11 protein-coding genes are annotated in these 12,976 nt (G+C 49.5%); 5 read left to right on the top strand and 6 right to left on the bottom strand.

Annotated elements, in window-relative coordinates; genetic code table 11:
• Positions 1 to 7: 7 nt before the first annotated feature.
• The gene (locus tag ACN0YH_RS23810) at positions 8 to 349 is read right to left on the bottom strand and encodes a hypothetical protein (protein ID WP_417382093.1); all 342 of its coding nucleotides are present in this window, start codon (positions 347 to 349) and stop codon (positions 8 to 10) included.
• Between the two features lie 156 nt (positions 350 to 505).
• Positions 506 to 1,099: a hypothetical protein gene (locus ACN0YH_RS23805; RefSeq protein ID WP_417382092.1), complete on the bottom strand. Its 594-nt coding sequence runs from the start codon at positions 1,097 to 1,099 to the stop codon at positions 506 to 508.
• A 414-nt stretch (positions 1,100 to 1,513) separates the two neighbouring features.
• Here ACN0YH_RS23805 and ACN0YH_RS23800 point away from each other — a divergent pair, with 414 nt between their 5' ends.
• Together ACN0YH_RS23800 and ACN0YH_RS23795 are read left to right on the top strand one after the other, a co-directional pair.
• Positions 1,514 to 2,059, top strand: coding sequence for a sigma-70 family RNA polymerase sigma factor (locus tag ACN0YH_RS23800; RefSeq protein WP_417382091.1), 546 nt, complete (start codon positions 1,514 to 1,516; stop codon positions 2,057 to 2,059).
• Positions 2,059 to 3,735 carry a hypothetical protein gene (locus tag ACN0YH_RS23795; RefSeq protein ID WP_417382090.1) on the top strand — a complete coding sequence of 559 codons (1,677 nt, stop codon included), beginning with the start codon at positions 2,059 to 2,061 and terminating at the stop codon, positions 3,733 to 3,735. The genes ACN0YH_RS23800 and ACN0YH_RS23795 overlap by 1 nt, the downstream gene beginning before the upstream one ends.
• Positions 3,736 to 4,031: 296 nt before the next feature.
• Here the strand turns inward: ACN0YH_RS23795 and ACN0YH_RS23790 are convergent, their stop codons facing one another.
• Positions 4,032 to 4,697, bottom strand: coding sequence for a FadR/GntR family transcriptional regulator (locus ACN0YH_RS23790; RefSeq protein WP_417382178.1), 666 nt, complete (start codon positions 4,695 to 4,697; stop codon positions 4,032 to 4,034).
• 224 nt (positions 4,698 to 4,921) lie between these two features.
• Between ACN0YH_RS23790 and ACN0YH_RS23785 the strand changes: the two genes are divergently transcribed.
• Complete coding sequence (locus tag ACN0YH_RS23785) at positions 4,922 to 5,752, top strand: HpcH/HpaI aldolase family protein (RefSeq protein ID WP_417382089.1); 831 nt, start codon at positions 4,922 to 4,924, stop codon at positions 5,750 to 5,752.
• Positions 5,749 to 8,085 carry an aminotransferase class III-fold pyridoxal phosphate-dependent enzyme gene (locus tag ACN0YH_RS23780; RefSeq protein ID WP_417382088.1) on the top strand — a complete coding sequence of 779 codons (2,337 nt, stop codon included), beginning with the start codon at positions 5,749 to 5,751 and terminating at the stop codon, positions 8,083 to 8,085. Before ACN0YH_RS23785 ends, ACN0YH_RS23780 begins: the two co-directional genes overlap by 4 nt.
• A 14-nt stretch (positions 8,086 to 8,099) precedes the next feature.
• Here the strand turns inward: ACN0YH_RS23780 and ACN0YH_RS23775 are convergent, their stop codons facing one another.
• From ACN0YH_RS23775 to ACN0YH_RS23765, 3 genes are all read right to left on the bottom strand, one after another.
• On the bottom strand, positions 8,100 to 9,038 hold the full coding sequence (locus tag ACN0YH_RS23775) for an SPFH domain-containing protein (protein ID WP_417382087.1): 939 nt from the start codon (positions 9,036 to 9,038) through the stop codon (positions 8,100 to 8,102).
• A 455-nt stretch (positions 9,039 to 9,493) separates the two neighbouring features.
• Positions 9,494 to 11,797 (bottom strand): ferrous iron transport protein B, encoded by a 2,304-nt coding sequence (gene feoB, locus ACN0YH_RS23770; protein ID WP_417382086.1) that lies wholly within the window; start codon positions 11,795 to 11,797, stop codon positions 9,494 to 9,496.
• 75 nt (positions 11,798 to 11,872) lie between these two features.
• Positions 11,873 to 12,097: a FeoA family protein gene (locus ACN0YH_RS23765; RefSeq protein ID WP_417382177.1), complete on the bottom strand. Its 225-nt coding sequence runs from the start codon at positions 12,095 to 12,097 to the stop codon at positions 11,873 to 11,875.
• Positions 12,098 to 12,761: 664 nt separating this feature from the next.
• Here ACN0YH_RS23765 and ACN0YH_RS23760 point away from each other — a divergent pair.
• Positions 12,762 to 12,976 (top strand): DUF1559 domain-containing protein (locus ACN0YH_RS23760; protein WP_417382085.1); only part of this gene is annotated, 215 nt, incomplete at its 3' end.

Raw genomic sequence — 12,976 nt, 5'->3', positions numbered from 1 at the left:
ATTATGATCAGGGAGCAACGACATTGAATGTGTCGCTGCGATAAATCGTGGTATCGTAGCTGTTTCCACTATACAGACGCACGTAATTCCAGCGACGGGCTCCCCGCAATGCAAATCCGGGAGTCGTAGCCAATTCAGGTGTGCGGTATGCAGAACGACTTTCGGGACGCGGATAACGTGCCGCCACTTCTGGTGGCATCTCATGGCTGTAGTAGGAACGGCTAAATGCCCAGTTCTCTGCTTCTGCACGCTGATTACCAGTACTGATGCTTAAAGCGGCTGTTAAGATTCCAAGCATCAATAATCGTGTTGTAGACTTTCCGATTTTTGCAGATTTTTGGAATTTCATAAGACTCACCTCTTCAGAATTTGTTCAACACGTTGATTTTTTACAACATGCTGATACTGTTTTGAAACGAATGTTGATTTGGATCAACATTCACTCTTCAATTCAGGGGATGAAGAAGTAAGACGCAGATAGTATGCCAGTCACAATCAATTTCGATCAGTCGAGCGGAATGCCTGCCTTTTTGTAAAGCTCTTCTTTTTTCTTATTATCCTGGAGAACCAGGATCGTTCCGGACTCTGCATCGTAGCCATACATTTTGTAAGGAGGAAGCTGAGCGAATTCGATGCGATTCTCTTTCATCATCTGCATATATTCATCATAAGTGGGGAACCGGTCATTCAGCGCTTTATGTGCCTTGATCGCCTGCTGCATTCCCAATGTACTGACCCGGGACGCCATGGAGACATAAGCACTGCCAGCCTGGGTGAAAGGATCGACCCCTTTGATTTTCCCATCCACGACAATGATGTCCGGATTCTCCAGTGCTTTTTTTGCATCCACAACTACAGCGGTTGTCTTGTGGATAATACTTTTCTTATTGTCATTCGGTTTGCCTGCCTGCTCCTCGGCAGCTGCATTTTCCGCATCCGGCTCTTGTGGTTTTTTCTGCGGTGGTTGTTCCTGAATTACTTCACCCTGTTGACGGGCAATTTCATTAGGATCCTTACATCCATTTCCTGCCAGCATGACCAGCACTCCAGCTAAGAGCAGGCTGATACTCCCCAATATACTTCGTGTCTTCTTTGTCATCGCTCACACTCGTCCATTTTTTCAATGATGAGATTTCAGAAACTACACAGATTGAAGTGTCAGAGTACCATATCCAGGAAAGAGTTGCATCTAAATCCTTGATAATCAATCAAAGGAAATAACACGACTTTCATTAAGAAATCCGACGCTTTTTGGTTTCCTGAGATGAATTCTCATTTTTCGCAATTTTATATAGTAAATCGCAACGCTTTGAGAACAAGTTTCAATAGACAACCAGCATTATTTACTTGAAAGAATACTAACCATATGTATTGTGGATAACGTAAGAATCGGCGAAGATTCCCGTTCTAAAGCAAAGTTTGCTTCTATTTAATTTTAATGATCTGCTAATTTCATTATGATTAAACGATTGCAAATCGATTTTGTCTCTACCGAACGGAGTTCCCGACTTTTATGTCGACTTCCACATCGTCGTTACATCCAGATACCAGGGGGCTGTTTACATCTTTACTGAGTAAAGATCGTTTACGGATTTTCGGTTATATACGAACGCTTGTCCCCAATAATTCAGATGCAGAAGATGTTTATCAGCATGTCTGTTTAACACTTTGGAACAAGTTTGATGAATTCGATCAGGATCGGGATTTTTTCTCCTGGGCCTGTGGAGTCGCTTTTTTTACTGTATGCAATTATCGAAGAAGCATTGGGAGGGATCGACATTTTTTCAATCAGGAACTCATTGAAACAATGTCGCATGAACGTGAAGAACATCTAAAAAACCACGATATTCGCCTCGATTTTCTCCAGGACTGTCTGCAGAACTTGAATACTTCAGACCAGCAGTTACTCAAAAATGCTGTATTTGAAAATCAGTCGGTGAAAGACATTGCCAGGACTGCTGGAAAAACCATCCAAACCCTTTATAACCGCCTCTCACTCCTCAGACGAGAACTAGCGGCTTGTATATCCCGTAAGCTTCAAAGTGAGCGTCAAACATAATGTCGGTACAGGACATCCCACCTGAATTTGAAGAACTGCTGAATCGGCTCCTGGATAGCCCAGAGGGAGAATTTTCGTCTACTGAATTCGATGAATTTCAAACCATTCTGGAGAGCTCCCCCGAGGCCATGCGCCAGTATTTTGAATACATCGACATCAATACCGGTATCAAATCTAACTGGAACGAACGGCTCAAGTCCCTCGAACAGATTGTCACTCACGAAACTTCCGCCGCTATTATTACCCCTACTCTTCCCGACACGCAGATCAATCGACCGAGTCCACGACGCCCTTCACTAATCAACTACGTGCTGGTGGCTGCCGCATCCATGATGTTACTCCTGGTCATGGAATGGAGTATCACCGGTCGCTTCTTCTGGAATGGGCCCCAGATCGTCAAAACCGAACCACAGGTAGTTGACCTGCCTTATATCGCAACACTCACCCGTGCTACTGATTGTGTCTGGGGGGGAGACTCCCCCCCCAAATTTTCCGGACAGAGACTGTTATCACAAGACCTCTTCCTTGAAGAAGGCTATGCAGAATTTCGCTTTGACACCGGAGTTCGGCTGGTGATTGAAGGCCCAACAATAATCAAAATGAATTCCGCCTGCTGTGCGACCGTTTCATCCGGGAAGGTTGTATTGCATGGTTATGAAGCGGCTCCTGAATTTGCATTAATCACTCCTCAATTGACGTTCCACGATATTGGAACGGAATACGGCGCCAAAATCGACGCCGACGGAGAAGTCGATCTGCATGTGTTCGAAGGCGCCGTCCGCGTCGATCCAAATCAGGATAATTTAATGTTTACGGAATCGATCATTATCAATAAAGGACAGGCGAAGCATCTGAACGAGAATCGCATCGACGATATTGAACTCAAACCGGAAGATTTTAAACGGGAAGTCCCCACCAACCCCAAAAACCTTCAGGCGATTCGCGAGGAAACCAGAGCATACGACAGCTTTCATCCTGTTGTGATCAGTGACCCGGAAAGCTTCTCAGACTGGAGAAACGCCGGAATTGGCTGGAAGAACCCCTGGCGAAACAAGCTCAATGGTGGTGATCCCGCGCGGGGTGACAGCCAGCCTCTCAAATCACTGACGGGCTCCGAACTGGCTCAAGACCAACTGGGCCTCGTCGAACTCAGAAAAGGAAATACTGCCTGGCGCACCCTGGAACGACCAGTCCGCCTGAATAAAGACGCGATCTACTATTTGAGTTTCTACATCCAGAAACAGAATACAGGGAATGGGGCAGATAACCAATACGGGAACCTGTCTCTGCAAACTTCGAAGCCGGCAAAACATCAGACTAGAATTTTACTTGGCATCACTTCCCCTAATTTCTCAACCCTGCAGGCCGGAATGGAAGTGATTGAAAACGCTCCCCCGTTACAGACAGGGAAAACTTATTTCTTTGTCGCCAAGATTGTTGCCAGCGAAAATGCTTCGGACCAGGTCTTCATGCGTGCGTTTGCTCCTGAAGAAACCATTCCCAGCCATGAACCCCCGGTCTGGACCTGTGCTACCGCCCCCTTCCGGGATTCCTCCGTATACGATCAAATCAGGCTGCACGCCGCCCGCAATGCAGAATTTCTGTTTGACGAATTACGCATTGGCACAACATGGGATTCTGTAATCAATACCCAATCCCCAGAATTGGCTCCCTGATCTTCTGACTGGCTCAGATTCGCCTCATAATTTCCCAGGGCATATCTCAGGAAGTTTGCAACACGCCGCCAGGTGAATCCCCATGCCAAAAGACAGGCATTAACCTCATATATCGCGATTTCACGATAAATTTATTTATCTCCGCTTTTTAATAGTAAAAATCAAGAATTGAACGACAATCATTCTACAGCAGGCGACCTTTGATCGTTAGCAGGCATAATTCACCTGGTTCTCAGGTATTATAATCATCTAGTCCCTGAACGGTGGGGCTTGAGTATTTGCTCAAGCCCCATTTTTTATTGTCCTGGAACTTCTGAAACAAGCCCCTGAAACTGCATCCGGATCATCACACGCGCATGCTCAAGATCCCGATTGCGAATCGCTGCCGCCAACTCTGAATGCTCCCAGATAATTCGGGCTTTCTGGCCTGAACTGGTTTGACCGGTCTCAGAGATGTTCCGAAAATACTTCGCCAGAATCTGCTGCATGCCAGACACGTAAACGGAGTTTGTCATTTCCAGTACCAGCGAATGAAATGCCAGATCGAGTTCGATTTCCTGCTCCCAATCCTCTCGCTCAAGATACTGCTCCATCTCAGCCACGATCTGATCCAGTCGATCCAGCTGGTCGGCAGTCGCATATTTGACCGCCAGTTCGATGGCACCAATTTCCAGCACATAACGCAACATACCCAATTCACGTTGCTCCTGCTGCGAAACAGCCAACAAGGGAATGCTGTCGGAGAGTAGCTGCATCAAGTCAGGACGTTGCACAACCAGCCCCTTTCGTTGCCTGACATCCAGTATCCCCAAGGCTCGTAAGCGACTAACCGCCTCTCTCACAATGGGCCTGGAAACCTGATACTCCTCAGCCAGCTGTCCCTCAGTCATAAAAACATGGCCTTCAGGCAACTGTTCTTTCATGATCCTCCGACGGATTTTCTCCGCTAAAACTGTCGCCATCGAATTTTGTAGTGGTTCGGCCATATCGGACTTATTATCATATAATTAAACCAGTGATGTCAATTTCCAGAAGAGGAAATCTATGCTAAACAACCCTGTATCAGCAACATTATACTGCATCAACCAATAATTACCTAATCACACTTGCGAACCTTATTGTCATATAATAACGTAATACCCGGAAGTATTCTAACTCCTTAAAGCACAGAAACAGGAATGACTCGATGAGAGCCAGCCGTATCAAACACAAGCTCAGCCAGAACGAACCAGTACTGATTACTCAATTGCACCTGCTGGATGCCTCCCTCTTCGAACTCACCAGCCTGATGGGCTTCGATGGCATCTGGATGGACATGGAGCACCATACTTACAGCCTGGAGACAGCCACACAACTCATGCGGGCAGCCCGCATCGGCTCCTCTGACATCCTGGCCCGACCTGGTAATGGAGAATACATGCGAATCGGTCGCATGCTCGAAGCGGGGGCGCAAGGCATCATGTATCCTCGTTGCAGTAATGCTGCTGAAGCGGCGGAAGTCGTGAAGTGGTCCAAGTTTGCCCCTCTGGGGAAACGAGGCTTCGACGGGTCCGGAGCAGATATGCCTTACTGCACCATGCCCGTCTCTGATTATGTGCAGCAGGCAAACGAAAACACTTTTATCACCATTCAACTCGAAGAACAGTCCGCCGTCGATCAAGCAGAAGAAATCGCTGCAGTCCCAGGCGTGGATGCCCTGATGCTGGGCCCTGCCGACTTCTCGATTCTCGAAGGTTTTCCCGGTCAGTTCAATCATCCACAAATGCAAGCTGCTATCGAAACGATTGCCACCGCCGCTGCAAATCAGGGAAAACACTGGGGGATGCCTACGTTTAACCTGGAACACGCCCAGGAATTGATGCAGCGGGGTGCAAGAATGCTCTACCACATGGCTGATATAATCTTCGTCAAAAACGGCCTCGAACAGATGCAGCAACAGTTCAGCCAGATCGGTTTTACATTTGATAACCAGCTGACAGGCTCAGCCACACACTACTCGCAGGGAAAGAAATCATGACTGAGTTTTTACCCGATGATCAGGAACTGTTTGCCAGCCAGCTCAAAGACTTTGTGCCCCCCGACAGCTTTGACGCCCATGCCCACCTGTATCGACCACAGGATGGCATTCCCAGCTTGCCTGCCGCTGCCGAAAATGAACAGGGCTTTTCAGGGTGGAATGAATTCTGCGTGAACCTGGAACTCTGGATGGGATCGCTCCGTCCTTCTGCCGGTCTGTTTTTTGCGATTCCCAATCCAACCCTTGATCGCAAGCCTGCCAATCAATTCATTCTCAGTGAACTGAAAGATCAGCCCGGATGTCGTGCACTCCTGCTGGTTACGCCTGAAGATTCACCCGAAGAAGTCGAAGCACAAATACTCGCCGGCAAATACAGCGGCTTCAAAGTCTACCATGTCTACGCCAATCGAAAAGATACCTTACAGGCAGAACCTCAGGAATATATTCCTGAATGGGTCTGGGAACTCTCAAACCGGTACAGCCTCGCCATCATGTTACACATGGTCCGTGCCCGGGCCATCGCAGACCCCATTAATCAGACCTACATTCGCGAACACTGCCTGCAATACCCGCAGGCAAAACTCATCCTCGCGCATGCGGCCCGGGGTTTCTGTGGAAACCACACCACAGAAGGCATCGCGTCCCTCCGAGGGCTCGACAACGTGTTCTTCGACACTTCTGCCGTCTGCGAGTCACAGCCTTTTGAAGCGATCCTGCGCGAATTTGGTACGAGCCGCCTGCTGTTCGGAACTGATTTTTCTGTCAGCGAATTATATGGTCGCTGTGTCAGTATCGGTGATGGCTTCCTCTGGCTGGGCGAACAGAATGTTGAATGGGAATCATCCACCTTCGCCAGGCCGGTCCGTGTCGGTCTCGAATCTCTGCTGGCGATCAAACAAGCCTGCCATACGCTACGCCTGAACGACGCGGACGTCGAACGCATTTTCTGCCACAACGCCCGTGCCATGCTGGGTATTAAAACGAACCCAGGCACAAATATCACCCAGGACACCTACAAACGGGCGAAACAGTTAATTCCCGGCGGCACCCAATTGCTGAGCAAGCGGCCTGAAATGTTCGCCCCCGATTGCTGGCCCGCCTACTACCAGGAAGCGAATGGATGTGAAGTTATCGACCTTGACGGAAAAACATATCACGATCTCTCAACCTCAGGCATCGGCTCCTGCCTGCTGGGCTACCGCGATCCTGATGTAACCGACGCCGTCGTTCGTCGCGTTCAACTGGGATCCATGAGTTCGCTGAATTCACCCGAAGAAGTCGAACTGGCCGAGCTGTTAACCAGCCTGCATCCCTGGTCTGATCAGGCTCGCTTCTGTCGGACCGGCGGAGAATCGATGGCCATTGCTGTCCGTATCGCCCGCGCGAAAACAGGACGCGACGAAATTGCCCTGTGTGGCTATCATGGCTGGAGCGACTGGTACCTGGCGACAAACCTGCCCCGCAAATCAACGGAGGCCGGAACCTCCCTCGATAAGCACCTGCTGCCTGGACTCGACCCGGCCGGTGTCCCCTCTGGCTTGTCTGAAACCACTCACCCCTTTACCTACAATGATCTTGACGGGCTAAGACAAATCGTGAAAGAACGGGGATCAAAACTGGCAGCGGTCGTCATGGAGCCAACACGTTACATTCACCCCGATCCCGGATTCCTGGAAGCAGTGCGGGAAATCTGCGACGAATGCGGCGCTGTCTTAGTGATTGATGAAATCACAACGGGCTGGCGGCTCGCTCTAGGTGGTGCCCATCTGCACTACGGAATTGAACCCGACATCGCTGTGTTCGCCAAAGCGTTGGGGAACGGGCATCCGGTGGCTGCCATCATCGGCAGACGTTCTGTGATGGATGCAGCGGAAACGTCCTTCATCTCCAGTACCTATTGGACCGAAGGTGTAGGTTCAACGGCTGCCTTGGCCACCATTCGAAAAATGCAGACAGTCAACGTCCGCGAACACATCCACCAGATTGGCGAAGCCTTTCGCGCAGGCTGGCTGAAACTCGGTCAGCAGCATGGCATACCAGTCAAAGCCGTCGGCCATGCCGTCCTGCTGCATCATCAGTTCGACCATCCACAGGCAGCCGAACTGGGAACTCTTTTCACGATTCGCATGCTGGAAAAAGGCTTCCTGACAGGGAGTGGCTTTTATCCGACACTCGCCCATCAGCCACGCCATATTCAGAATTACTTCGCCGCTGCCGACTCGATTTTTGCTGAACTCGCCTTGGCCCTGTCGTCTGGCGACCTTTCCGGTCGCCTCAAAACACCGGTCAGGCACTCCGGTTTCGCCCGACTGACTCCCAGCCCGAAAACATAAACAAGCCTGAAACGTTAAGAGCCTGATGACCCCGTATTCACCACAGGCTGTGTATGCCGGTCACTGCACAGGACAACCAGCAGGTTAGAAACCAGCGCTGCGCGGCGGTCTTCATTCAGTTCTACAATCTTTCCCTCGGACAGGTGTTTCAGCGCCATATCTACCATTCCAACAGCGCCCTCTACAATTTTAGTCCGAGCTGCAACAACGGCCTGCGCCTGCTGTCGCTGTAACATCGCGGCGGCAATCTCCTGTGCATAAGCCAGATGACTGATGCGGGCTTCAATGACTTCCACACCCGCTTTATCCAGACGCTCCTGAATATCGACCATCAACTGATCACAGATATCCTGAGTATTACCTCTTAACGAAAGCTCATGATCTTCACTGTCATAAGGATGGCGGCTGGCCAGATTACGCAATGCCGCTTCACTTTGAACCGACACAAAGTCTTCGTAGTCATCCACTTCGAACATCGCTTCTGCGGTATTCACCACACGCCAGACCACGACTGCTGAAATATCGATCGGATTCCCATCCCGATCATTTACCTTCGAAGGCCGCCCCCCTGACCGTGTTTTGTGCTGGATGATATTCCCTGCCTGATCCTTCTGCTCCGGCGTAGATATCGACCCGGTTTCAAAATTACGAATCCTTAAGGAAATCTTCTTCTTGGAATAAAATGGATTCACCCAGAAAAAACCAGACTGCATCACCGAGCCTTTGTATTCCCCAAACAGCAACAGGACGCGCGCCTGATTAGGGGCAATCGCCATGCAGCCAAACAGCCCGACCAGACAGGCGGGACCGGTTAAAATTCCAGGCAAAACCAGCGGGACGCTCTCTTGAACAGCCCCAAAAATAATCAAGAGCACTGCTGTCAGCAGGCCCGCCAGGCAGACGGACAGCGGGAACCAGCCCGACATTGGATGATAGACACGTTCTTCAGTCATTTTCATGCTCCGGATTGAGTTGGCTCGTTTCAGCGGTACACCCTGTCAAACGAACTCAATTCAATAAAGGATTAAAAATAATTTCATGCCTTAAAACAGCTTGAAAGTGAAACTGGCTGCGACCTGCCAGAATAATAAGGTCTCCCCCAGCAATTGAAAGCAGAGCGGTTGTTTACATGAAAAAGTTCGCAGGGGCGGTAAAGCGAAAGCTACTTCGTTTTTTTCAGTTGATCCAGCGAAATAAAATTCGCAGGCTCCCCGGAAGAAGAAGGGCATCCGGAGCAGGAACCCCCGGCGCACCCCGAACGCTGTTTGAAGAATCGGATACAGCGGCGTACCAGAAACAGTCCTGCAGCGGTTATACAGAGCACTGTCATTAACATTTGCCAGTCATACTGATTCATCGTGCCCCCTTCTCTATCAGAATGGATCTCCAACCCCGAAACACATCGGAATCAGATTAGCAGCATACCGACCTGGTAAGAAACCAGGGCCCCCAGATAGGCCAGCGTCGTCATATAAGTAAATGAAACCACCGGCCAGAACCAGCTGTTGGTTTCCCGTCGCATCACCATGAGAGTTGCCGCGCATTGGGCACACAAGGCGAAAAAGACCATGATCGAAATTGCCACGGGAATATTAAACACCTTCTGACCATCCGGCCAGGTGGCAGCGCGAATGGATCCAATTAGTCCCTCGTCGTCTTCTCCCACATCCCCCCCCAGGCTGTAGATCGTTCCCAACGTGGAGATGATCACTTCCCGTGCAGGGAACGAAGCAATCACGCCGACACCAATTTTCCAGTCCCAGCCTAATGGTTTCACAACCGGTTCAATCAGGTGACCTGCCTGGCCGAGATAACTGTTTTCGATCAGCTGGCTGCTGACATGGTTCTGTCGTTCATACAGAAGTGACTGAGTCGCTTCCAGATTAGTCAGCTGAATTTCCAGGCTTTCCACATTCTCCGGAGTCTCTAAGCGGGCCACTTCCAATTGAGTTTCAGCATGTTCCACAGAAGCATCTACCGTTTCGATCTGCTCCTGCAGCGTGAACTGCTCGCTATGATTGCCGGGAAAATAACCGGCCGCCCAGACCAGAATCGATGTTGCAAAAATCAGTGTGCCTGCCTTCACGACAAATGATTTACCCCGGCTATAGACGCGATAGATCACATTCCGCGGTGACGGCCATTTATACCCGGGCAGTTCCATCACAAAAGGTGCCACATCCCCTTTAAAGCAGACTCGCTTCAAAAACCAGGCGACAGGAATAGCGACGACGGCTCCAATGGTTGACATGGCAAACAGCACGATTCCAGGCAGAGTCACCAACGTCACGCTGCCGATCGAAAAGTAAACAACATTGGGAATGAATGCGGCGATGAACAGTACATAAACGGGCCAGCGTGCCGAACAGCTCATCAAAGGTGCCACCAGAATCGTCGTCAGACGTTCGTGGCGATTTTCAATCACCCGCGTCGCCATGATCCCGGGGACTGCACATGCATAGGATGACATCAGGGGAATAAACGATTTCCCACTCAGTCCCAGACTGCGCATCAGCCGGTCCATGATAAATGCAGCCCGTGCCATGTAACCGCTGTCTTCCAGAACGGCGATAAAGAAATAGAGAATTACAATCTGTGGCAGGAAGATCAGAACCCCTCCCACTCCCGCTATGACACCATCCACCAGTAGACTCCGCAGGGGACCGGGGGCAATCATCGACTCGACCACTCCTGCAACCGCCCCTCCCCCACCGTCAATGAGATCCATCGCAGGACCTGCCCAGGTAAACACAGACTGAAACACAAAAAACATCAGAACGAAAAAGAACGAAAAACCAAAAGCAGGATGTGTCAGCCAGCGATCGATTTTATCTGAAGTCGTTTCCTGTTGAACCTCTGGTTGCTGAAGCACTCCCTTTAACAGCTCACGTGTCCAGCCATAACGCACACGGGCTTCGGTTGCAGGCACCGCACATCCCGCTTCTTTCAGGCGTGCCCGCGCTTCATGCAGATGATCAATCAGTCCAATATGAGTCTGGTGCTCAAAGTAAGATTCGACATATCCACCGACATCCAGTAACAGACGATCAATGAGAAAATCAGGTGGACTCTCATCCTGATTCGACTCCAGTTTTTCCCGCAATTGTGAACGCTCTGCATAAAATGAATCCGGAAACAACTGCTGAACTTCATGCCGGCTACCCGGGTCAATATTTAAAATCGCCGCCTTGAGATCTTGGATCCCTTTACCGCGATGTGCTTCTGTGCAAACAACAGGCTGCCCCAGTTTTTCTGAAAGCGCCGTAGCGTCAATCTCAATACCGCGCGACCGGGCCATGTCACACATATTCAATACCAGCACTACAGGTGTGGACAGATCAAGTACCTGGCTGAACAGGTACAGGTTCCGTTCCAGGTTCGAGGCATCGGCAATACAGATAATGGCGTCGGGGCGCGGAACACCTTTCTGCCTGCCCAACAGCACATCCACTGCCAGCATCTCGTCGATCGAGCGTGGCGCCAGGCTATAAGTACCTGGCAGATCGATCAGATCGATCGGCCGCCCGTCCCAATTCACACTGCCCACTTTTTTTTCGACAGTCACACCGGGAAAATTACCAATATGGGCATGCCCCCCCGAGAGCAGATTGAACAGTGTGCTCTTTCCCGTATTCGGATTCCCGATAATGGCAATCGTCATTTTCTGTTGTTGCACAGCTTGTTGTTTTGGGACGGTGGAAGTGTTGGTCATGGAATTTATAATCTGAAAGCGCAGCTTTCATCAGGAAGGACAGGCAGCCCCCTCTGAATCAGAGGAGGGATTGTTTTATACAAGCTCGACTTCAACACACTTAGCCTCGTTTAAACGCAGTGATAACCGGTAACCACGCACTGCATACTCCAGCGGGTCTCCCAGTGGTGCTTTACCGAGCAATTGAATCTGTTCCCCGTCGATAAGTCCCATTTCCATCAGACGAATGGAAATGGCATCTTCACCTTTGATCTGTGTGATACGAGCACTTTGACCTTTAATAAGCTGATTCAATGTCATCACTGTTAAGAAACTCGACGCAAAAGAAGCCGGAGGAAGGAAGTCATCTTGTGAACACTCAGCAGAGAGCACTCCAATATAAGGAAATTGAGACTCAGTTTCAACTCAGATCTTGAATTTATCAGAGTCAGAAATGGATGTAACCTATTGCCCTGCTGGATCGAATGTGGATTAGGATTCTGTGGTTTTTTTCCCGATTTCAGGGAAACGACCTGAGAATACTGGTGACAGGGCTTGATATACTAAAGCCATATCACTCCGGTCACTTACCTCACACACCCCAGATGAAAATGTACATAAAAACATACTTTTCCACATTAAAAACAGGGGGTTTGATGAAGATTTTGTGAATCAAGTGATTGCCTCTCGCTTACTCAACTCGTAAAATACAGTGTGGCTATAAGCTGTTGCTTAAACTTAATTTGTGTTCTACACATACAGTTATCAGCTACCCTGAACCTGGTTTTTCAAAAATTCCAGAGTAACTTCTTTCAGGCAGGCACAATTATTACTTATATCTGAGAGAACCGGCGCTCAACTGCTTTTTTCTTTTCCACGTACTGTCTTTTTTGACGCCCAAAGTACGTCGAAGGAACGCAGACTCATATTTTGTTACTCGACATTTTTTGTCGACCTCTTTTTTAACTTTTCTGGAGTTCAAGTAATGGAAAAAGTGTTGCTCACTAAAAAGCGTGGTTTCACGCTCATCGAACTGCTGGTCGTGATTGCCATCATCGCAATTCTGATCGCCCTGCTGTTACCTGCAGTTCAACAGGCACGCGAAGCAGCGCGCCGCTCAACGTGCAAAAACAATCTCAAGCAGATTGGGCTCGCTTTGCACAACTATCATGACAACTTCCAGATGTTCCCCCCGGGAGA

Source organism: Gimesia sp., assembly GCF_048262075.1.
Classification (GTDB): Bacteria; Planctomycetota; Planctomycetia; order Planctomycetales; family Planctomycetaceae; genus Gimesia.
This window is presented reverse-complemented; position numbering and strand designations above follow the sequence as displayed.